This is a genomic window from Nocardioides bruguierae (assembly GCF_023554635.1).
GTDB classification, from domain to species: domain Bacteria; phylum Actinomycetota; class Actinomycetes; order Propionibacteriales; family Nocardioidaceae; genus Nocardioides; species Nocardioides bruguierae.
Genome location: NZ_JAMJPH010000034.1, coordinates 104,936 through 124,620, shown reverse-complemented (window position 1 = coordinate 124,620; position 19,685 = coordinate 104,936). Strand labels below are relative to the sequence as shown.

The 19,685-nt window shown below is 73.6% G+C and carries 23 protein-coding genes; all 23 read right to left on the bottom strand.

The genetic code is table 11. The annotated features are described in order from the left end of the window. Positions 1–11 precede the first annotated feature (11 nt). The 23 genes from secF to M8316_RS18350 all read right to left on the bottom strand — a co-directional run bounded on the left by secF (position 12) and on the right by M8316_RS18350 (position 19,629). Positions 12–1,253 carry a protein translocase subunit SecF gene (gene secF / locus M8316_RS18460; protein ID WP_250057114.1) on the bottom strand — a complete coding sequence of 414 codons (1,242 nt, stop codon included), beginning with the start codon at positions 1,251–1,253 and terminating at the stop codon, positions 12–14. Next, a complete protein-coding gene (gene secD / locus M8316_RS18455) occupies positions 1,253–3,073 on the bottom strand; it encodes a protein translocase subunit SecD (RefSeq protein ID WP_250057112.1) in 1,821 nt (606 codons plus the stop codon). Before secD ends, secF begins: the two co-directional genes overlap by 1 nt. Positions 3,074–3,080: 7 nt before the next feature. Continuing rightward, positions 3,081–3,446, bottom strand: a complete 366-nt coding sequence (yajC, locus tag M8316_RS18450; protein WP_250057110.1) for a preprotein translocase subunit YajC — start codon at positions 3,444–3,446, stop codon at positions 3,081–3,083. A 148-nt stretch (positions 3,447–3,594) separates the two neighbouring features. Further along, a complete protein-coding gene (gene ruvB / locus M8316_RS18445; protein ID WP_372490255.1) occupies positions 3,595–4,659 on the bottom strand; it encodes a Holliday junction branch migration DNA helicase RuvB in 1,065 nt (354 codons plus the stop codon). A gap of 13 nt (positions 4,660–4,672) precedes the next feature. Then, entirely contained in the window at positions 4,673–5,284 is a 612-nt protein-coding gene (gene ruvA, locus M8316_RS18440; RefSeq protein ID WP_250057108.1) for a Holliday junction branch migration protein RuvA, read from the bottom strand. Continuing rightward, positions 5,281–5,877, bottom strand: coding sequence for a crossover junction endodeoxyribonuclease RuvC (gene ruvC / locus M8316_RS18435; RefSeq protein WP_250057106.1), 597 nt, complete (start codon positions 5,875–5,877; stop codon positions 5,281–5,283). Before ruvC ends, ruvA begins: the two co-directional genes overlap by 4 nt. A 144-nt stretch (positions 5,878–6,021) precedes the next feature. Next, positions 6,022–6,789 (bottom strand): YebC/PmpR family DNA-binding transcriptional regulator, encoded by a 768-nt coding sequence (locus M8316_RS18430; RefSeq protein WP_250057104.1) that lies wholly within the window; start codon positions 6,787–6,789, stop codon positions 6,022–6,024. A 61-nt stretch (positions 6,790–6,850) separates the two neighbouring features. Next, the gene (gene pdxT / locus M8316_RS18425) at positions 6,851–7,480 is read right to left on the bottom strand and encodes a pyridoxal 5'-phosphate synthase glutaminase subunit PdxT (RefSeq protein WP_250057102.1); all 630 of its coding nucleotides are present in this window, start codon (positions 7,478–7,480) and stop codon (positions 6,851–6,853) included. A 33-nt stretch (positions 7,481–7,513) separates the two neighbouring features. After that, positions 7,514–8,527: a S24/S26 family peptidase gene (locus M8316_RS18420; RefSeq protein ID WP_250057101.1), complete on the bottom strand. Its 1,014-nt coding sequence runs from the start codon at positions 8,525–8,527 to the stop codon at positions 7,514–7,516. Next, the gene (locus M8316_RS18415; protein ID WP_250057099.1) at positions 8,524–9,102 is read right to left on the bottom strand and encodes a hypothetical protein; all 579 of its coding nucleotides are present in this window, start codon (positions 9,100–9,102) and stop codon (positions 8,524–8,526) included. Before M8316_RS18415 ends, M8316_RS18420 begins: the two co-directional genes overlap by 4 nt. Next, positions 9,086–9,754, bottom strand: coding sequence for a signal peptidase I (locus M8316_RS18410; RefSeq protein ID WP_250057097.1), 669 nt, complete (start codon positions 9,752–9,754; stop codon positions 9,086–9,088). The genes M8316_RS18415 and M8316_RS18410 overlap by 17 nt, the downstream gene beginning before the upstream one ends. A 50-nt stretch (positions 9,755–9,804) precedes the next feature. After that, a complete protein-coding gene (locus tag M8316_RS18405; protein WP_250057095.1) occupies positions 9,805–10,335 on the bottom strand; it encodes an alternate-type signal peptide domain-containing protein in 531 nt (176 codons plus the stop codon). Between the two features lie 227 nt (positions 10,336–10,562). Beyond that, positions 10,563–10,970 (bottom strand): hypothetical protein, encoded by a 408-nt coding sequence (locus tag M8316_RS18400; RefSeq protein ID WP_250057093.1) that lies wholly within the window; start codon positions 10,968–10,970, stop codon positions 10,563–10,565. After that, positions 10,967–11,587 carry a SipW-dependent-type signal peptide-containing protein gene (locus M8316_RS18395; RefSeq protein ID WP_250057092.1) on the bottom strand — a complete coding sequence of 207 codons (621 nt, stop codon included), beginning with the start codon at positions 11,585–11,587 and terminating at the stop codon, positions 10,967–10,969. The genes M8316_RS18400 and M8316_RS18395 overlap by 4 nt, the downstream gene beginning before the upstream one ends. Continuing rightward, positions 11,580–12,251: a signal peptidase I gene (locus M8316_RS18390; protein WP_250057090.1), complete on the bottom strand. Its 672-nt coding sequence runs from the start codon at positions 12,249–12,251 to the stop codon at positions 11,580–11,582. Before M8316_RS18390 ends, M8316_RS18395 begins: the two co-directional genes overlap by 8 nt. After that, on the bottom strand, positions 12,251–12,832 hold the full coding sequence (locus M8316_RS18385; protein ID WP_250057088.1) for an alternate-type signal peptide domain-containing protein: 582 nt from the start codon (positions 12,830–12,832) through the stop codon (positions 12,251–12,253). Before M8316_RS18385 ends, M8316_RS18390 begins: the two co-directional genes overlap by 1 nt. A gap of 131 nt (positions 12,833–12,963) precedes the next feature. After that, a complete protein-coding gene (pdxS, locus tag M8316_RS18380) occupies positions 12,964–13,875 on the bottom strand; it encodes a pyridoxal 5'-phosphate synthase lyase subunit PdxS (protein ID WP_250057086.1) in 912 nt (303 codons plus the stop codon). 57 nt (positions 13,876–13,932) lie between these two features. Beyond that, on the bottom strand, positions 13,933–14,553 hold the full coding sequence (gene pgsA, locus M8316_RS18375; RefSeq protein ID WP_250057084.1) for a phosphatidylinositol phosphate synthase: 621 nt from the start codon (positions 14,551–14,553) through the stop codon (positions 13,933–13,935). A gap of 13 nt (positions 14,554–14,566) precedes the next feature. Continuing rightward, complete coding sequence (locus M8316_RS18370; protein WP_250057082.1) at positions 14,567–15,400, bottom strand: inositol monophosphatase family protein; 834 nt, start codon at positions 15,398–15,400, stop codon at positions 14,567–14,569. Then, positions 15,400–15,954 carry an HIT family protein gene (locus M8316_RS18365; protein ID WP_250057081.1) on the bottom strand — a complete coding sequence of 185 codons (555 nt, stop codon included), beginning with the start codon at positions 15,952–15,954 and terminating at the stop codon, positions 15,400–15,402. Before M8316_RS18365 ends, M8316_RS18370 begins: the two co-directional genes overlap by 1 nt. After that, complete coding sequence (locus M8316_RS18360) at positions 15,951–16,721, bottom strand: TetR/AcrR family transcriptional regulator (RefSeq protein WP_250057079.1); 771 nt, start codon at positions 16,719–16,721, stop codon at positions 15,951–15,953. Before M8316_RS18360 ends, M8316_RS18365 begins: the two co-directional genes overlap by 4 nt. Before the next feature lie 50 nt (positions 16,722–16,771). Next, the gene (locus M8316_RS18355) at positions 16,772–18,556 is read right to left on the bottom strand and encodes an FAD-dependent oxidoreductase (RefSeq protein WP_250057077.1); all 1,785 of its coding nucleotides are present in this window, start codon (positions 18,554–18,556) and stop codon (positions 16,772–16,774) included. A 38-nt stretch (positions 18,557–18,594) separates the two neighbouring features. Then, positions 18,595–19,629, bottom strand: a complete 1,035-nt coding sequence (locus tag M8316_RS18350; RefSeq protein WP_250057068.1) for an AurF N-oxygenase family protein — start codon at positions 19,627–19,629, stop codon at positions 18,595–18,597. Between the last annotated feature and the right edge of the window lie 56 nt (positions 19,630–19,685).

Genomic DNA, 19,685 nt, shown 5'->3' with positions numbered 1-19,685 from the left:
CCCCGCCGCGGTCACTTCTGCGGCTTCCCGCGCTGGGAGCGCGGCTTGCGGGTCGGCTGGGTGCGGCCCGCGGACGTGCCGGAGTCCATCGGCCCGTGGGCGGCGGGGGCGGTGCGCCCGCGGCCCATGGCCTCGTTCGAGGCGCGGCCCATGCCCGAGCGCGCCGGCTCGGCGTCCTCGTCCACCGGGTCCGTGCCGTCGTCCTCGCCCGGGTCCTCGCCCACCGGCATGTTCTCCCGGAAGGTCGGCACCGCGGCGTAGCGGTCGGCGTTGCGGTGGTGCGCCCGCGCCCGCTTCTCGGCGATCTTCACCTCGTCCTCGCCGGCCTTCATCTGCACCAGCAGCGGCGTGGCGATGAAGATCGAGGAGAAGGTACCGGCCGCGGTGCCCACGAAGAGCGCGAGCGCCAGGTCCTGCAGCGAGGAGGCGCCCAGCGTGAGGGCACCGACCCACAGGATCGAGGCGATCGGGAGCAGCGCGACCACCGAGGTGTTGATCGAGCGGACCAGCGTCTGGTTGACCGCCAGGTTGGCGGCCTCGGCGTAGGTCTGGTGGTTGCGCTTCATCGCGCGCGCGTTCTCCTTGACCTTGTCGAAGACCACGACGGTGTCGTAGAGCGAGAAGGCGAGGATGGTGAGCACACCGGTGACGGTGGCGGGGGTGACGGTGAAGCCCGAGAGCGCGTAGACGCCGATCGTGATGACCACGTCGTGCGCCAGCGCGACGAGCGCCGCGATGGACATCTTCAGCTCGCGGAAGTACGCCCAGATGAACAGGACGACCAGCACGAGGAAGATGACGAGGCCGATGAGGGCGCGCTCGGCGACCTGCGCGCCCCAGCTGGCGCCGATGTCGGACTGGGTCAGGGCGTTCTGCCCGAGGCCCGTCTCGTCCAGGATCGCCTGGGCGACGACCGCCGAGTCGTCGGCGTTCATCGGCTCGGTCTGCACCAGGACGCCGTCCGCGCCCGCCGTGGTGACGACCGGCGCAGCGGCGGCCGCGACGCCGGTGTCGACGACGGCCTCACGGACGCCGTCGACGTCGTCCTGCGTCGCGCCGTCGGCGATCTGGACGCGGAAGCTGGTGCCGCCGGTGAACTCGATGCCGAGGTCGAGGCCCCGCACCGAGAGCCCGACGATGCTGACGAGGACCAGGACGGCGGAGATGCCGTACCAGACCCACTTGCGACCGATGAAGTCGATCGAGCGGCGACCTGCGTAGAGGTCGTTGCCGAGTCGTGCGAAAGCGCCCATCAGGCCTTACCTCCAGCCGGGGCCTGCGTCAGCCCGATCGCCTCGGCGTCCAGGCCGGACAGCCGGTGGCCCTTGTTGAAGAAACGGAACCGCGCGAGCCAGGAGACCATCGGCTTGGTGAACCAGAAGAACACCATGAGGTCGACCAGCGTCGTCAGGCCCAGCGCGAACGCGAAGCCCTTCACGACGCCCGCGGCGAAGATGTAGAGCACGACCGCTGCCAGCAGCGAGACGGTGTCGGCCGCCAGACACGTCATCCGGGCCCGCTTCCAGCCGGACTCGACCGCCACGCGCATGGACTTGCCCTCGCGCATCTCGTCGCGCACGCGCTCGAAGAGCACGATGAAGGAGTCCGCGGTGATGCCGATGGCGATGATCATGCCCGCGACGCCCGGCAGGGTCATCGTGAACCCGGCGGTGGCCGAGAGCAGCAGGATCAGCGCGTAGGTCAGGGCCGCCGCGACCGCCAGCGAGGCGATGACGACGAGGCCGAGACCGCGGTAGTAGAGCAGGCAGTACAGCATCACGATGCCCAGGCCGATGCCGCCGGCGATCAGGCCCGCGGTGAGCTGGTCGCCCGCGAGCGAGGGACCGATCGTCTCGACGAGCGGGTTGTCGTCGAAGGCGATCGGCAGCGAGCCGTAGCGCAGGCTGGTGGCCAGCGACTGCGCCGTCTCCTCGGTGAAGTCACCGGAGATCTGCGCCTGGCCGTTGAGGATGATCGCGTTCATGGTCGGCGCCGAGAGCACCTGGCCGTCCAGCACCATCGCGAACTGGCCGCCGTTGTTGTACAGGTTCCGCGAGATGCGACCGAAGGTCGAGGTGCCGTCGCTGTTGAACTGCAGCGTCACCACGTAGGAGAACGAGTCGGTCGGGATCTCGGCGGCGGCGTCGGAGAGGTCCGTGCCCTCGATCATCGACGGGGTCAGCAGGTAGGCGATGCCGTCCTCGTCGCAGGTGAGCAGCGGCGTGGCCGGGTCGTCGGACATGACCGAGACGGCGGTGCCGTCGGTGGGGCACTGGAACGTCTGGAAGGCGGTCACGCAGTCCGTGGTCGGGTCCTGCGCCCACTCCAGCGGCTTGGCCAGCGTGTCGTCCTTGGCCGAGGAGGCCAGGCACGCGTCGATGGCGTCCTGGTCGAACGTCGGCTCGGAGGTCTCCGTCGGCGTCGCGCTGGCGCTGGGGTCGGCGCTGGGGTCGGCGCTGGGGTCGGCGCTGGCGTCCGCGGAGGCACTGGCGTCCGCCGAGGCGGAGGCGGAGGCGGTCGCGTCGGCCGACGGGCTCGCGGACGAGGTGGAGGACTGGCGGAAGTAGGACAGGCCGGCGCGGTTGTTGCCGTTGTTCTTCTTCGTGCCGTTCTTCTTGTTGTTCGTGGTGCCGGTGCCGTCGGTCGTGGTGCCGTCGGTGCTGGTGCCGTCGGTGCTGCCGCCGTCGATGACGGTGGCGTAGCAGTTGGCGTCCAGCGAGGAGCAGGCCACGACGCGGAAGCGGAGCTGGGCGGTGCGCTGGACGGTGTCCAGCAGGTCGCGCCGGTTCTCACCGGGGATCTCGACGACGATCTCGTTCGAGCCCTGGGTGGTCACCTCGGCCTCGGCGACGCCGGAGCCGTTCACGCGGTCGTCGATGATCTGCCGGGCCTCCTCCAGCGACTCCTCGGAGGGGTCGCCGGTGGCCCGGAGGGTGATGCTCGTGCCGCCCTGCAGGTCCAGACCCAGCGCGGGGGTCCAGCTGCCGGCGAGCCCGACCAGCCCGTAGATGATCGCGAGCAGCGCGAAGAACGCGATGAGCGCACGACCCGGACGTGCGGTCTTGGTTGCCATGTGGTGCTCAGTTCTCCTTGGTGCCGGGGGTGCCCGGCTCGCCGCCCGGCTCGTCGGCCGGGTCGGTCTCGCCGAGGGCGGCGTCGTCGGTGTCGTCGAGGTCGTCCTCGACGGGCTCCTCGGGAGGCACGACCTGGCCGACGGCGCCTCGGACGACGGTGACGACGGTGCCGGGCGCGAGGGAGACCTCGAGCCGGCCCTCCTCCTCGTCGATCGAGACCACGGTGCCGAAGAAGCCGGAGGTCAGCATGACCTCGTCGCCCGGCTGGAGGGAGCGCTGCATGGCCGAGGCCTCCTTCGCCCGCCGCTGCTGCGGACGGATGAGGAAGAGGTAGAAGACGGCCAGGAGGAGGATCGGAAGGAGCAGTTCCACGAGGGGTATTTCTCTCCGGTGACGACGTGAGTGGGACGGTGGCGCTCGGGCACACCGGCAGCGTCGAGGGACGGGCCGGGTGCGGCGCCCGGCGAAGTCTAACCGTGGGGGTGAAGACGCCCGGCAATCCGGGGCGCCCGCAGTCGCCTCAGTCGAGGTCGAACAAGCCGTCGTCGGTGGGCGTCGGCGCGACGAGGCCCAGGTGCTCCCACGCGGCGGGCGTGGCGATGCGGCCGCGGGGCGTGCGCGCCAGGAAGCCGAGCCGCACCAGGAACGGCTCGGCCACCTCCTCGACGGTCTCCCGCTCCTCCCCCACGGCCACCGCCAGGGTGGAGACGCCGACCGGCCCGCCGCCGAAGCGGCGGCACAGCACGTCGATGACGCCGCGGTCGAGCCGGTCCAGCCCCAGCGCGTCCACCTCGTAGAGCTCCAGGGCGGCCTCGGCGACCTCGCGGGTGAGCACGCCCGAGGCGCGCACCTGGGCGTAGTCGCGGACGCGGCGCAGCAGCCGGTTCGCGATGCGCGGCGTGCCGCGGGAGCGCGAGGCGATCTCGGCAGCGCCCTCGTGCTCGAGCTCGGCCCCGAGCAGGCCGGCGGAGCGACGGACGATGAGGTCGAGGTCGGACGCTTCGTAGAACTCCAGCTGCGCGGTGAAGCCGAACCGGTCGCGCAGCGGCCCGGGCAGCAGGCCGGCCCGGGTGGTGGCACCGACCAGGGTGAACGGTGGGATCTCCAGCGGGATCGCCGTCGCGCCCGGCCCCTTGCCGATGACGACGTCGACCCGGAAGTCCTCCATCGCCATGTAGAGCATCTCCTCGGCGGGGCGGCTCATGCGGTGGATCTCGTCGATGAAGAGGACGTCGCCCTCGTTGAGGCCGGAGAGGATGGCCGCCAGGTCGCCGGCGTGGGTGATGGCCGGACCCGAGGTCAGGCGCAGGGCCGAGCCCATCTCGTGGGCGATGATCATCGCCAGCGTGGTCTTGCCGAGGCCAGGAGGCCCCGAGAGCAGGACGTGGTCGGGGGCGCGGCCGCGCATCCGGGCTGCCTCGAGCACCAGGCCGAGCTGCTCGCGGACCCGCTGCTGACCGACCACCTCGTCGAGCGTGCGCGGGCGCAGCGCCGCCTCGACGGCGCGCTCGTCCCCGTCGGCGTCCGCCGTGGTCAGCGACTCGAGCCGCTCGCCCTCCAGCGCGTCCAGGTCGTCCTCGTGCACGACTCCGAGCCTCTCAGGCCTTCGAGAGCGTGCGCAGGGCGGCCCGCAGCAGCGTGGCGACGTCCGGGCTGTCGCCGGCCTGGTCGGCCACCGCGTCCACCGCCTTGTCGGCGTCCTTGAGGTTCCAGCCGAGCCCCTGGAGGCCCTGGCGCACCTGCTCGCGCCACGGCTCCCCCGCCGACGGCACGGCGGCCGCGGCCCGGGTGGCCAGCGGGGCACCGATCTTGTCCTTGAGCTCCAGGATGATCCGCTGCGCGCCCTTGGGACCGATCCCGGGGACCCGGGTCAGCGTCTTGACGTCACCGGCGGAGATCGCGTGGCGCAGGTCGTCGGGCGCGAGGACCGCGACCATCGCCTGCGCGACCTTGGGTCCGACGCCGGAGGCCGTCTGGAGCAGCTCGAAGCAGGCCTTCTCGTCCTCGTCCGCGAACCCGAAGAGGGTCAGGGAGTCCTCACGGACCACGAGGGACGCCGCCAGGGTGGCGCGCTGGTCGGTGCCCACCTTCGGGGAGACGCTCGCGAGCGTCGCGGGGGTGCACTGGAGCTCCAGGCCCACCCCGCCCACCTCGACGACGGCGCTGGAGAGCGTGACGGCGGCGACGCGGCCGCTCACGAAGGCGATCAACGGGTCCTCCCGGGGAGTCGTGACTGGATGGCGCCGGCCGGCAGCGACCCGCCGCTGCGCCCGACCGGGGCGCGGCGGGCCAGCGCGTCGCGCGCCGCGGCCTGCTCGAGGCGGGTGCCGGCAGAGCCGCGCCAGACGTGGGTGATGGCCAGCGCGAGCGCGTCGGCGGCGTCGGCCGGCTTGGGCATGGCGTCGAGGCGGAGGATGCGGGTGACCATCGCGCCGACCTGCTTCTTGTCCGCGCGACCGGAGCCGGTGACGGCGGCCTTCACCTCGGACGGGGTGTGCAGTGCGACCGGCAGCCCGCGCCGCGCGGCCACCACCATCGCGATCCCGCTGGCCTGGGCGGTGCCCATGACCGTGGAGACGTCGGAGCGCGCGAAGACCCGCTCGATCGCCACGGCGTCCGGGCGGTGCTCCTCGATCCAGGCCTCGACGCCCTTCTCGATGGTCACCAGCCGCTGGGGCACGTCGAGGTCGGCGGAGGTGCGGACCACGCCGACGTCGACGAGGCTGAGCGGACGCCCGACCGTGCCGTCGACGACGCCCAGACCGCAGCGGGTCAGGCCGGGGTCGATGCCGAGCACGCGCACGTGCGAGCCGCCTCTCCGTCGTCGGGGTGCACCCGCTCGTCCGAACAGGTGTTCTAACCGTAGACGACGACGCCCCGCCGTCCCGTACGGGACACGCGGGGCGTCGTGGCGTGTGCTGCCGACCGGATCTCGCCAGGGTCCGCGTCAGGCGTCGACGGACTCCAGGACCTCGTCCGGGATGTCGGCGTTGGAGAAGACGTTCTGCACGTCGTCGAGGTCGTCGACCGCGTCCACCAGGCGCATGACCTTCTCGGCCACGTTCGCCTCGCCGACCGGGATGTCCATGGTCGCCACGAAGAGGACGTCGGCGGAGTCGTAGTCGATCCCCGCCTGCTGGAGGGCGGAGCGGACGGCGACCACGTCGGTGGCCTCGGAGTGGACCTCCCACACCTCGTCCAGGTCCTTCACCTCGTCCGCGCCGGCGTCGAGGGTGGCCTCGAGGACGTCGTCCTCGGAGACCTCCTTGTCCTCCTGCGACTTCTGCACCACGACCACGCCCTTGCGCTCGAACAGGCGCGAGACGGAGCCGGGGTCGGCCATGGTGCCGCCGTTGCGGGTGACCGCCGTGCGGACCTCCATCGCGGCGCGGTTCTTGTTGTCGGTGAGGCACTCGACCAGGAGCGCGACGCCCTGCGGGCCGTAGACCTCGTACATGATCGTCGTGTAGTCGACGCCGCCGCCGTCCAGGCCGCCGCCGCGCTTGACCGCGCGGTCGATGTTGTCCTTCGGGACGGAGGTCTTCTTCGCCTTCTGGATGGCGTCGTAGAGGGTCGGGTTGCCGGCGGGGTCGGGACCACCCATCTTGGCGGCGATCTCGATGTTCTTGATCAGCTTCGCCCACAGCTTGCCGCGCTTGGCGTCGATCGCGGCCTTCTTGTGCTTCGTGGTCGCCCACTTGGAGTGCCCGGACATGCTCTTCTCTTCCCGCTGGTTCTCGACTGGTCCCGATCGGTTCCGTGCCGGGGCGCTGCCCTCAGGCCCGGAGGACCAGGTCCACGAACAGTCCGTGGACCCGGGAGTCGTGGCCCACCTCGGGGTGGAACGACGTCGCCATCAGGTGGCCCTGGCGGACCGCCACGATCCTACCCGCCGCGGCCTCCACCCCGGCGGCAGCCGTCTCGACGGGGTCCAGCGCGGCCAGCACCTCGACCTCCGGGCCCGCCTCCTCCACCCACGGGGCGCGGATGAACACGCCGTGCACCGGGCCGTCGATCCCGGTGACGTGCACCGGCCCCTCGAAGCTGTCGACCTGGCGACCGAACGCGTTGCGGCGCACCGTCATGTCGATCCCACCGAGCGTCTCCTGTCCGGGCGCACCGTCGAGGATGCGGTCGGCGAGCAGGATCATCCCGGCGCAGGTGCCGAACGCCGGCAGGCCTGCGCGGAGCCGGTCGCGCAGCGGCTCGAGCAGGTCGAAGGTGCGGGCCAGGCGCCACATCGTCGTCGACTCCCCGCCGGGCAGCACCAGGCCGTGGCAGCGGGCCAGCTCCTCGGGGCGGCGGACGGTGATCGCGTCCACGTCGAGGCGGCGCAAGGTGGCCACGTGCTCGCGCACGTCGCCCTGGAGGGCGAGCACGCCGAGGGTGGGTCGTGAGGTGGGCACGAGCGATGATCCTAGGAAGCCGGGCGGGCCGCCTCAGAGGCAGGTGACGGTGGTGAGCACGACGAGCAGGTCCTCGGGGTCGCTCGGCTCGCTCTCCGAGGTCTGGAACCGGGCGCCCACGGTCACCTGGCCGGCGTCCAGGATCTGGCTGAACCCGACCTCGACCGCGGTCTGGTCGGTCAGGACGTCGGGGCCCCGAGGCACGACCATCCGGTACCCAGTGGCTCCGGGGACGGCCGCCCAGGAGATCCGCGCCGTGCCGCTCAGCAGCGCCCGGCACGTGGTCACCGGGACCTGGGTCGCGGTCGTGCCCAGCGCGCTCGTCACCGTCACGTCGTCGGCCCAGCCGTCCGCGGCGACGGCCGCTCCCCCGCCGGTGGTCACCAGCAGCAGGGCGACCAACGCGGCGGCTCCGCGCGCGAGGCGGGTCTCGCGACGGCCGTGGCCGGCCTCCTCGACCACCGGAGCGCCCGCGTCACCGGCCTCCTCGACCACCGGAGCGCCCGCGTCACCGGCCTCCTCGACCAGCGGACGGGACGCGTCGTCGGGATCGTCGGGGTCCCTGTCCTCGCCGGGGCGCCGAGGCCGCAGCAGCACCGAGAGCAGCAGGGCGCCGTAGCCGCCGAGCAGCAGCATGCCGACGGGGCCGGCGAGCCAGGCCACGACGTGGCCGAGGCCCGGCACGTGTGCGACCAGGCGGTCCGCGGTGCGCACCGAGTAGGGGGCGGGGTCGACGGCGTCGTTGGCGTCGCCGCGAAGCACGAGCGTGGCCGTGCCGTCGGGGCCCCGGGTGAGGCTCTCGACGCGGTGCGTGACCCGCGTCCCGCTCGGGGCGAGCACGGAGACGACGTCGCCCACCCGCAGGTCGGCGGCGGGCACCTCCCGGGCCAGGCCGAGGGAGCCCGCGGGGACGGCCGGCTCCATGGAGCCGGAGCGGAACAGCAGCACCCGGGCGTCGAGGACGAGCGCGGCGAGCAGGACGACGAGGCAGGCCGCGCCCACGAGGGCGCTGAGCGTCAGCAGGCCGTCGGCGAGGCGGCGGGTCACGACAGGTCCGAGGTGCCGGTGAAGGTGAGCGTCAGGTCGGTGCTGTGCCCGGCCAGCGAGACCGGGGCCGTGAGCGGCAGCGTCACCTCGACGCAGACGGTCTCGGAGCCGCCGGCCGCGATCTGCCGCTTGGTGCCGACCAGGGTGCCGCCCAGCGAACCGGTCACGCCGGCGAGGCTGGTGCCGCCGCAGGTCCGTGCGCTCCCGGTGCCCGTCACGGTGGTCGCGCCGGTGACGTCGACGACCAGCCCGCCGAGCAGCGGGGCGTCGGTGCCGCTGCTGGCGGCGGTCCACGCCAGCGGCACGGTGCCGCTGTTCTCCAGCGTCAGGACGGCTGCGGTGGAGCTGCCCGGCACCAGGCCGGCGAGGCTCAGGTCGTCGAACGAGGCGACCGCGTCGCTGCCGTCCACCCGCAGGTCGAGGGTGCCGGTCGTGATCGTGGCTCCGCCGACGGCCACGGTGTCGGTCCAGGAGGCCTGGGTGGAGGTGACGAGCAGGGTGGCAACCACGCCCAGCCCGAGCGCTGCCCGGAGCCGGGGCGAGCGCCAGGTGCGGCGGTCAACGCGCAGCGACATCGTGCTTCTCCTCCTCCTGCTCCTGCTCCGGCGATGCATCAGTGGTCGGCTCGGCGCTGCGCCCCCGGGCGCGCTGGACGCCGGCCCGCAGCAGCAGCCAGGTGGCGTAGGCCAGCAGGAGCCCGGCCACCACCCGGGACGCGGACTCGCGCTGCGCCGCGCTCAACGCGGTGGACACGTGCCCCAGCCACGGGACGGAGTACCAGCGCTCCCCCACCACCTGGACGGGCCGGACCCAGCCCGGGTCCGGGTCGGCGTTCGCGTCGCCCCGGGTCCGCAGGAGGGTGCCGCCCTCCTCGTCCGTGCCGATCGCGACGACGCGGTGGGTGACGACCTCGGGCTCGCCCGAGCGCAGCTGGTAGGTGATGACGTCGCCGGTGCGCAGCGTCGCCGCGTCGACGGGTCGGACCACGGCGAGGGTGCCCGGCGGCATCCCGGGGCTCATCGAGCCGGTGAGCACGGTGTAGGGCGTGGCGCCGCCCAGCCGCGGCACGACGACGGCCACGGCCACGACGGCCAGCGCGGCGACCAGGACGAGCAGGCCCAGACCGCTGACCAGACCGCTGACCAGCCGCCCGGCCGGCCCCCGGGTAGAAGGCCGGGTAGACGGCCGGGTAGACGGCCGGGTCGCGTGCCTCGCTGCTGCGCTCATGCTCGGCGCCTCTCGCCTGCTCGGTCGGCCCGCTCGGTCCGCCCGCTCGCTCAGGCGGTCTTCTGGCCGGCGGTGACGACCAGGTCGCCGAGGGTGCCGCTGGTGTCCTCCAGGCTCTCGGCCAGGTCGGAGCCCATGGTCAGGGTGGTGACGGTCTGGACCGCGTACGAGCCCTCCGGCAGCCCGGTGCCACCGGTGTAGGGGTCGCCCCCGACGGTGAAGGACGTCGCGGCGGTGAGGGCGGCCGCGAGGTCTCCGGCGGGTGCGACCTCGGTGTCGACGGTGAAGTCGACGACCATCGTGTCGCCGGCGACGCTCAAGGTCAGCGCGCAGGTGCGGGTGAGCACGTCCCCGGGAGCGAGCAGCACGGCCGTGGGGTCGACGTCGGTGAGCAGGCTCCCGACCAGGCCCTGGAGGTCCCACTGGCAGGTGCCCGGGGTCAGGTCCAGGTGGCCGGAGGTGATCGCTCGGGGACCGGTGGTGGTCTCGGTCTCGTTCCAGTAGGCGAGGGTGCCACCTCCCCCGAGGAGGAGGACGGCGGCGGTCGCGGCGGCGAGGCCGCCCTTGACGGAGTTCTTCATGGGGGTGCTCCAGTGCGTGGGGGGTGTCCCCGGCCCCCTCCCGAGGTGCCGGACGGGACGACACTGGTCGAGGCCCGAAGGTAAAGGAACCGGATCGCACCGAGTCCGACCGATCGCTGTCGAGCCGGCTCCCGGTGTGACTAGTCCCGTCTGGTCACTCCTGACTACGCACGCGCCCCAGGGCAGGCGGGCAAGCGTTTCCGTCTCCCGCCCCGGTCTGGTCCGGATCAGCCGCACACGCCGATGAGGAAGGCCACGACGGTGACCGTCCTGCTGTTGGAGGCGTTGGACACCCAGGTCGTGCCGAACCGTGCGCGCACGGTCACGGTGCTCGTGCCGAGCAGGCTCGTGAAGTGCTGGGTGAGGGTCGCGGCGGAGACGTCGTGGTCCGCCCCGCCGTAGGTGAGGCGGTAGCCGGTGGCGCCGGGCACCGCGGTCCAGGACACGTCGGCCCCGCCGAGGGTGAGGGCACCGCACGAGAGCACCGGTCCCGCCGGGCCGGCGGCCGTGACGGTCGTTCCGGTGAGGGCGGCGGAGTCCGCCCAGGCAGCCTCTGCGGCTCCCCCGGTGGGCAGCACGAGGACCAGCCACAGGGCCAGCGGCGCGCAGGCCAGGCGCCGCAGGAGCCGGCTCACGAGACGACCGACGACGCGCCCGCCGTCAGTGCCACGGAGGCCGTGGCCCCCATGAGGGTCGAGGGCGCCGCCGCGTCCAGCGTGACCTGGACGCACACGGACGTGGACCCGCCGGCGGCCAGCGGGCCCTGCGCGGTGACCAGCGAGGTGCTGGTCGTGCCCAGGGCGACGCTCGAGGCCAGGGCGGTGCCGCCACTGCACGTGGCCGCGGAGCCGCTGCCGGAGACGGTGGCGCCGGAGCGCACGGTGACCGTGAGGGCCGAGGCGGAGGCGTACGCGGAGGCGCCGGTGCCGGACAGCGACCCGGAGAACGTCCAGGTGAGCTTGGCCGTGCCGTTGTTCTGCACCGAGACCAGCTCCGCCGAGGAGCTGCCGGGCACCATGACGGGCATCGAGAGCGTGGTCGTGGCCCGGGAGTCCGCGCCGTCCAGCCGCAGGTCCAGGGTGCCTGCGGTGACGGTGGTGCCGGTCAGCTGGGCCGAGTCGGTCCAGGCCGCCCAGGTGGGGCGCACGACGAGCAGCGCGACGAGGGCCAGCCCCAGCAGCCACGCGGCCCGGCGCAGGTGCGTGCGGCCGCTGCTGCGGGCCCGGTGCGCGGGGGCGGCCCGCCTAGGCACGGTGCACCCCCGTGTGGAGGTGCAGCCTCCTCCGCGCGGCTGCACGGGCCTCCTCGCGGCAGGAGACCGACGGCGAGCGCAGCGCCCGCACCGTCGTCAGGAGGGCGTAGCCGAACAGCCACAGCGCGGCGGCCAGGGAGAGCCACCGACGCTGGTCGTGGTCGAGCAGCAGCGAGACCCGACCCAGGTGCGGGACGGAGTACCAGACCCGGCCGCGGACCTGCTCGGGCCGCACCCACTCGACGTCGGGGGTCGCGTTGGCGTCGCCCTGGGTCTGCAGCCAGGTGCGACCGTCCGGCCCCTGGGCCCGGGCCACCACGCGGTGGGTGATGACCTCCGGGCGGTCCGAGGCGACCTGGTAGGTGACGACGTCGCCGACGCGGACCTCCTCGACGGGCAGCGGCTTGACCACGACCAGGGAGCCTGGCAGGACGGTGGGGCTCATCGAGCCGGTGAGCACCGTGAACGGCTGGGCGCCGAACAGCGCGGGCACGCCGATGCCCAGCACGAGGGCGGCCGCGGCCACCAGGCTGGTCAGGAACGCCACGCCCGTGACCACCGACCGCGCGACGCGGCGCACGCCGCCGAGCACCGAGGACCCGCGGCGGTGCGGGTCGGTCGACGCGCCGCGCCGCAGCGCGGGGGTGGTGGTCACGGCGGCCATCAGTCGTGCACCTGCGTGAGGGAGACCGTGTAGCCGCCGATGTCGGCGGTGTCGAGCTGGGTGGTGTTGTCGGCGGTGCCGTTGTAGGTGATCGACAGGGTCGCGGCGATGGTCTCGCCGTCGTTGGCCTCGGTCACCTCGGTGATGCCGGCGCCACCGACGGTGAAGGCACCCCCGACCACGAGCTCGGCCGCCAGGTCGCCGGTGGTGGTGGGCGAGGTGGTGGCCAGCGTGGCCCGCAGGTGCTCGCCGGTGGCGTCCAGGGTGAACGTGCAGCTCTTGGTGAGCACGTCCCCGGGCACCAGGGCCATGGTGACGGGGTCGAAGGTGATGCCGGGCGCCGCCTCGGCGGAGTCGATCGTCCAGCCGGCGGCGGCGCAGGTGCCGGCCGTCGTGTCCGTGAGCGCCAGGCTGCCGGCTGCGAGTCCGGTGACGCCGCCGACGCCGATGCTGTCGGACCACGATGCCAGCGTGCCCCGGATCTCCAGGAGGAGCAGCACGGCCACGACGACGGCCACGGCACTGCGCACGTAGGCGTAGCGGCGGGATCGACCGCGGTGCGAGACGGACGGGGCGGGCATGGCGACTCCTGGGGAGAGGGAGGGTTCCTCTCCCCCATCGGTCCCTGCCCGGGGTTCCTGCGAGGTCGACGCAGGTTTTTACCCGACCGGCCGCACCGGGGGCAGGCGTCGCCCCTGGTGCGGCCGGTGGGTCACCAGCCGCGCTCGGCGAACTGGATGGAGCGCGCGGGCTCGTCGACGTTGAGGCCCACCATGGCCTCGCCCAGGCCGCGGGAGACCTTGGCGACCATGTCGGGGTCGTCGTGGAAGGTCGTGGCCTTCACGATCGCGGCGGCCCGCTGCTCGGGGTTGCCGGACTTGAAGATGCCCGAGCCCACGAACACGCCGTCAGCGCCGAGCTGCATCATCATCGCGGCGTCGGCGGGGGTGGCGATGCCGCCGGCGGTGAAGAGGACGACGGGGAGCGTGCCGGTCCGGGCGATCTCGGCGACCAGCGCGTAGGGCGCCTGGAGCTCCTTGGCGGCCACGTACAGCTCGTCGGCGGGCAGCGTGGTCAGGCGCTTGATCTCGGCGCGGATGGTGCGCATGTGGGTGACCGCGTTGGAGACGTCACCGGTGCCGGCCTCGCCCTTGGATCGGATCATCGCGGCGCCCTCGGTGATGCGGCGCAGCGCCTCGCCCAGGTTGGTGGCACCGCAGACGAACGGCACGGTGAACTGCCACTTGTCGATGTGGTGGGAGAAGTCCGCCGGGCTGAGCACCTCGGACTCGTCGATGTAGTCCACGCCGAGGCTCTGGAGCACCTGCGCCTCGACGAAGTGGCCGATGCGGGCCTTGGCCATCACGGGGATGGAGACGGCCTCGACGATGCCGTCGATCATGTCGGGGTCGCTCATCCGGGAGATGCCGCCCTGGGCGCGGATGTCGGCGGGCACGCGCTCGAGGGCCATGACGGCGACGGCGCCGGCGTCCTCGGCGATCTTGGCCTGCTCGGGGGTGACCACGTCCATGATCACGCCGCCCTTGAGCATCTCGGCCATGCCGCGCTTCACGCGGTCGGTGCCGGTCTCGGGGGCGGTCACGCTGTGCTGGGTCTCGCTCATGGCCGCATGCTACGGCCAGCCCCGCGCGGGCCCGCGACCAGTCCGGCCGCGTCAGGCTCAGCCCGGCAGCGGACGGCCCTTGGCCTGGCCGTAGACCTTCCGGATGCGGAAGACCACCGTGTAGGAGTTCGCGAACGCGAGGATCCACAGCGCGGCGAACATCAGCCACGGCAGCCCGAAGATCGCGCCCAGGCCGGTGGCCACCAGGATCAGCACGAGGCGGTCGGCGCGCTCGGCGAGGCCGCCCTTCGCGTCCAGGCCCAGCGACTCCGCCTTGGCCCGGGCGTAGGAGGTGACCGCCCCCATGACGAGGCAGTACAGGCTCAGGCACAGGTAGAGGTAGTTGTCGCCGGGGCCCGCGAAGTACAGCGCGAGGCCGCCGAAGACGGCGCCGTCGCCGATGCGGTCGAGCGTGGAGTCCCAGAAGGACCCGAAGAGGGACGACTTGCCGGTGCTGCGCGCCATCTGGCCGTCGATGAGGTCGGAGAAGACGAAGCAGGTGATGAACACCGTCCCGGCCAGCAGGTGGCCCGTGGGGTAGAAGATCAGCGCTCCCGCGGCCACGCCGAGGGTGCCGACCAGCGTCACGGTGTCCGGGCTGACCCCCATCCGCACCAGGAGTCGCACGAACGGCGCGAGGATGACGCCCTGCCAGAAGCCCTTGAACCTGTCCAACATCTCGAGCCAGACCCTACTGGTCCTGGGCGAGGAGCAGTGCCTCGACCTCGGCCACGGCGCGCGGGGCACCGGTGATGTTCCAGGTGCGGCCGCCGGCCTCCACCAGGGCGGCGGCTCCGCCGAGGCCCAGCACCAGCGCGGCGCCGGGCAGGCGGTCCCAGTCGGGGAGGCTGTGCTGGAACTGGCAGCCCAGGCGCCCCTCGGCCACGGCCGTGGAGTCCATCGAGGACGAGCCGAGCGCCCGGATCGTCGCCACCCCGGAGACCGCCCGCCGCCACGCGTCGCCCACGGGCCCGTGCTGGAAGGTGGGGTGCAGGTACGTGGCGACCCCGCTCGAGGCAAGGTCGACGTCGGCCAGCGGGGGCAGGGGCTCCCCGTTGACGGTCGTGGGCACGCCCGGCCCGCCGACGAAGGTGCGCCCCTGCGCCGGGTCGTGCACAGCGCCCAGCAGCACGTCGGTGGCACCGGTGGTGCCGACGGTGCGCAGCGCCAGCGCCGAGCACCACCACGGGATGCCGGCGACGAAGTTCCAGGTGCCGTCCACGGGGTCGATGACCCACTCCCGGCCGGAGGCGGAGGCACTGGTCGCGCCCTCCTCGCCGAGCACGCCGTCGTCCGGGCGCTCCTGGGCCAGCCGCTCCAGGACGTGGGCCTCGGCGGCCTTGTCGGCGGCGGTGACCACGTCGGAGACGCTGGTCTTGGTGTCGGTGGCGATGCTGCCGCCGGCCTCGGCGCGCATCCGGGCGGCCAGGCCCGCGGCCTCGCGGACGAGGTCGCCCGCGAGCCGGACGTCGTCGGGGGTGACGGTGAGGCCCGCGGCGGGGGTGTTGCTGGTCGGGGCGCCCATCAGGCGGTCCACCTCTCGGCGAGGAGCGCCCGGGTGTCGCCGAGCAGCTCGGGCAGGGTCTTGGTGCGGCCGATGATCGGCATGAAGTTCTGGTCCCCCGGCCAGCGGGGCACGACGTGCTGGTGCAGGTGCGCGGCGATCCCGGCACCGGCCACGGCGCCCTGGTTCATCCCGATGTTGAAGCCCTCGGCCCGCGAGACGGTGCCGAGCGTCCTCATCGCCTGCTTGGTCAGCACGGCCATCTCCGCCGCCTCCTCCTCCGTCGTCTCGGAGTAGAGGCTGACGTGGCGGTAGGGGCAGACCATCAGGTGCCCCGGCGCGTAGGGGTAGAGGTTGAGGATGACGAAGGCCAGCTCGCCGCGCAGCACCACGAGGCCGTCCTCGTCGGTGAGGCCGGGCGCCCGGCAGAACGGGCACTGGCCGGCGGAGGCGTCCGCGGGCTTGTTCTCGCCGCGGATGTAGGCCATCCGGTGCGGGGTCCAGAGCCGGTCCAGGTCGTCGGGCTCGCCGACGCCGTCCTGCACCAGCGGGCCCTCGGGGTGCTCGTCGCTCACGTCGTCGATCCTGCCCCATCCGCGGCCGGGGCGGTCGGCGGGGCGGGGTCCTCGAACAGGTCGGCGAGGGGCTGGTCACGGTCGAGCTCGACGCCGAGGGCCCGGGCGTGCCCGTCGAGGAGGTACCAGACGGAGTCGGTGACGGTCTCGGCCAGGAGGACGGCGTCCGGCCGTCGCTCCGGCAGCGCCAGCCAGCGTCGGACCGCGGCGACGACCGCCCCGACGAGGCCGTGGGTGAGCGGGTCGAGCACCGCGGCGTCGTCCTCGGTGATCTCCGCGCCCAGCAGCTGGAGGGCGGCGACGATGAGGGCCAGCACCTGCCCGGCGACCACCTCGGTGCCCTGGGTGACCGCTCCCCCGCCGGGCCCGAGGTCGGACTCGATCATCCGGTGCAGCGAGGGGTGGGCGGCCGACCACGCGACGTAGGTGGCGACGATCCGCTCGATGATGTCGCCGATGCTGCCCTCGAGCGTCACGGCCGGCAGCAGCTCGTCGAAGAGCTGCTGGACGATGTGCGCCTGGACGGCGGTGTCCAGGTCGGCCCGGTCGGCGAAATGGCGGTAGAGCACCGTGCGCGAGAGCCCCGCGCGGGCCGCGATCGCGCTGACCGGCACCTCGGCGCCGGCCTCGCTCTCCTCGATCACCGCGACGGCGGCCGCCAGCACGTGCTCGCGGCGCTCGGCCTTGTGGGCGTCCCAGCGGTCGCGTCGCCCGTCGCGACGCGCGGCGGGGCGACCGGGCGGCGTGCTCGCCGTCGTCCCGCTCATGCTCCGCCTCCTGCGCCTCGTCGGCGCCCGCGGCGGGACGTCCCGCCTGCTCAGCCCGTAGGGACGGACCGGCGCCGCCTGCGAGCGTACCGGCCCAGGAGTCCCTCGCGGTGGGCAGGTGCGGAGGCGGCCCGGCGGGCCAGCCGCAGCATCTCCTCGGGCTCGACCACCTTGCAGCGGGCACGGCCTGCGGCCTGCCCGCGGCGGCGCTCCTCGGCGTCGATCGCGCGCCAGCCGGCGAGGTCCACGACCTCCACGCCACGGTCGGCGAGCAGGTCGTCGAGGCCCGCGGCACCGGCACCGGCGACGCGGTGGGTGACCGCGTCCAGGCGGTCCAGCAACGAGGACACCGTCTCCTGGGCGCACGCCTTGTTCGCGCCGATGGTGCCGCGGGGGCCACGCTTGGCCCACCCCACGACGAAGTCCTGGGGGCGTGCCGCGACGCTGCCGTCCTCGTGGACGACGGCGCCGGTCTCCTCGTCGTGCGGGAGGTCCGCCACGGGGCGGCCGAACCAGCCGACGGCCCGTACCAGCAGGCGGGCGGGCAGCAGTGAGACCTCGCCGGTGGGCAGCGGACGACCGTCGGCTGCGGGCCGGGTGGTCTCGACCTCGACGGCGCGCACCCGCTCCTCGCCCAGGACGGCGACGGGCACCGCTCCGGTGCGCAGCACGACCCGGCGCCGCGGTCGGCCGTCCGGCAGCGGGCCGCGTGGCCGGGCGGCCGCCAGGCGGGCCAGGGCCCGACCGCGCGGGGTGTCGGCGGCCGGCAGCGGCCACGCACCGGTCTCGAGGAGGACGTCGATCCCGTCCTCGGGCGCGGCGAGAACCTCCAGCCCGAGGATCTCCGGAAGGGAGAAGGCGGCCTCGGCGGGTCCGCGGCGGCCCAGCACGACCACCTCGGTGACCGTGGAGGACGCGAGCTCGGCCCACGCAAGACCGGCCACGTCGGTGGCGCGCAGGCGAGCGGGGTCGGCGGTCAGCACGCGGGCCACGTCCAGGGCGACGTTGCCGGTGCCCACGACGACCGCGCGGCTGCCGCCGTCGTCCGGCTCCTCCCCCGGGCCGCCCCGCGGCGACGCCAGGTCGACGGGCAGGTCGACCAGGTCGGGGTGGCCGTTGTACCAACCGACCAGCTCCGTCGCGGAGACGCTGCCGTCGAGATCCTCGCCGGGGATGCCCAGGCGCTTGTCGGAGGCGGCCCCCACGGCCCAGACCACGGCGTCGTAGTGCTCGCGCAGCTCGGCGGCGCTCACGTCGGCGCGCTCGGCCGCCACGTCCTCGTCGGTGCCGACGCTCACCCCGAGCAGGTAGCGGAACCCCGGCTGGGACTCGATGCGCTCGAACAGCCGCTGCACCCGCTTGGTGTCGGGGTGGTCGGGCGCGACGCCCGCGCGCACCAGCCCGTGCGGGGTGGGCAGCCGGTCGAGCACGTCGACGCTGACCTCGGGGTGCCGCAGCAGGTCGTCGGCGGCGTAGAGGCCGGCGGGGCCGGCCCCCACCACGGCCACGCGGACGGGGCGGCCGCTGCGCAACCGGCGCTGCTCGGGCACCCGCGCCACCGGGGTGCGGTCGGGGTGCGGGTTGGTCTCGAAGTAGGCGGCGTTGGCCTCGAGGAACGGCATCTCGGCCAGGCTCAGCTGGGTGTGCGGCTTGATCGCGTCGACCGGGCAGGCCGTGGCGCACGCGCCGCACCCCACGCAGGCGTCGGGGTCGACGTGCAGCATCTCGGCCTCGGCGAAGCCGGGCTCGCCCGGGGCCGGGTGGAGACAGTTGACCGGGCAGGCCACGACGCAGGAGGCGTCGGCGCAGCAGGCGCGGGTGACGACGTAGGGCACGGCGGTGTACCTCGGGTCTCGGGATCTGCTCGGTCGCGTCAGGCCGCGGCCGAGGCCGGCTCGCTGCGGAACCGGGAGGGGCGGCCGTCGATGCCGAGCAGGCGCCAGATGCGGCGGGCCAGCGGGTTCATGATCCCGGTGGACTCCGCGAGCATGCGGACGTCGGCGAAGAGGTCGCGCAGGAACTTCCTCGACGCCGGCTGGCGCCAGTAGACCTGCTTCATCACGTCGGCCGGGATGCCCATGTCGCGCTGCGCCTTCTTGCTCGGCACGACGATCTCGTTGCACAGCCAGCGCATCAGCACCGGCACCAGCAGCGACATGACGAAGCGCTCGCCACGGCCCAGCTTCGCGGAGGTGTGCTCCAGGTACTGGTGGGCGAAGCCGATGTGGCGGGCCTCCTCCGCCACGTGGATCTGCATGATCCGACGCAGCAGCGGGTGGGTGTTCTCCCCGGCGCGCAGCACGGCCTTCTGCGCGTGGTCGATCGGCTCCTCGCCGGCGAGCACGCCCCAGAAGAAGATGGCGGGGTACTTGCGGGCCACCAGCGGCAGCAGCATCGCGGTGGCGCGGAAGAAGCGGGTGCCGCCGTCCACGTCCGCGCCCGTGCGGTTCACGAGCTGCTGGAACATCTGTGTGTGGTGGCACTCCTCCGTCGCCTCGTGCGTGGAGTAGCGGAACTCCGGGCTGCCGTTGGGCAGGGCGAAGGTGAAGTTCATGATGCCGCTGATGAGCAGCTGCTCGAACTGGAGGCCCACCTTGGCCACGCAGGCCTGGCGGTAGAGGCCGATGCGGATCTGCTCGGCCTCGGGCAGCGAGCGGTACCAGTCGGTGCCGCCGAGCACGTCGGCCTCGGGCAGCTTCCAGCGCGGGTCGTCGTCACGGACGGCCAGGGCCGGGTCGTCCCAGTCGATGTCGGTGAAGGCGTCGAAGTGGTGGTCGACCGAGGCCTCCGACAGCGTCATCAGGCGCTGCTCGTAGCCCAGCTTCTCCAGCGCGCGCTCGTCCAGCGCGCCGTGCTCGTCGAAGAGGGGGGTCTCGGGACCGGTCGGTCGCAGGGGGGTGGTGGTCATCGCGGGTCACCTCGGGACGTTCGGGTTGCTGAGGGAGCGGAACTGACACGACGACG

Excerpts from the sequence above, each read along its gene's own strand:
- pdxS (WP_250057086.1), bottom strand. The coding sequence starts at position 13,875 with ATGAGCGAGACCCAGCACAGCGTGACCGCCCCCGAGACCGGCACCGAC.
- secD (WP_250057112.1), bottom strand. The coding sequence starts at position 3,073 with ATGGCAACCAAGACCGCACGTCCGGGTCGTGCGCTCATCGCGTTCTTC.
- pgsA (WP_250057084.1), bottom strand. The coding sequence starts at position 14,553 with ATGTTGGACAGGTTCAAGGGCTTCTGGCAGGGCGTCATCCTCGCGCCG.
- M8316_RS18360 (WP_250057079.1), bottom strand. The coding sequence starts at position 16,721 with ATGAGCGGGACGACGGCGAGCACGCCGCCCGGTCGCCCCGCCGCGCGT.
- M8316_RS18390 (WP_250057090.1), bottom strand. The coding sequence starts at position 12,251 with ATGGCCGCCGTGACCACCACCCCCGCGCTGCGGCGCGGCGCGTCGACC.
- M8316_RS18370 (WP_250057082.1), bottom strand. The coding sequence starts at position 15,400 with ATGGGCGCCCCGACCAGCAACACCCCCGCCGCGGGCCTCACCGTCACC.
- M8316_RS18350 (WP_250057068.1), bottom strand. The coding sequence starts at position 19,629 with ATGACCACCACCCCCCTGCGACCGACCGGTCCCGAGACCCCCCTCTTC.
- M8316_RS18405 (WP_250057095.1), bottom strand. The coding sequence starts at position 10,335 with ATGAAGAACTCCGTCAAGGGCGGCCTCGCCGCCGCGACCGCCGCCGTC.
- M8316_RS18410 (WP_250057097.1), bottom strand. The coding sequence starts at position 9,754 with ATGAGCGCAGCAGCGAGGCACGCGACCCGGCCGTCTACCCGGCCGTCT.
- M8316_RS18415 (WP_250057099.1), bottom strand. The coding sequence starts at position 9,102 with ATGTCGCTGCGCGTTGACCGCCGCACCTGGCGCTCGCCCCGGCTCCGG.
- M8316_RS18385 (WP_250057088.1), bottom strand. The coding sequence starts at position 12,832 with ATGCCCGCCCCGTCCGTCTCGCACCGCGGTCGATCCCGCCGCTACGCC.
- secF (WP_250057114.1), bottom strand. The coding sequence starts at position 1,253 with ATGGGCGCTTTCGCACGACTCGGCAACGACCTCTACGCAGGTCGCCGC.
- M8316_RS18430 (WP_250057104.1), bottom strand. The coding sequence starts at position 6,789 with ATGTCCGGGCACTCCAAGTGGGCGACCACGAAGCACAAGAAGGCCGCG.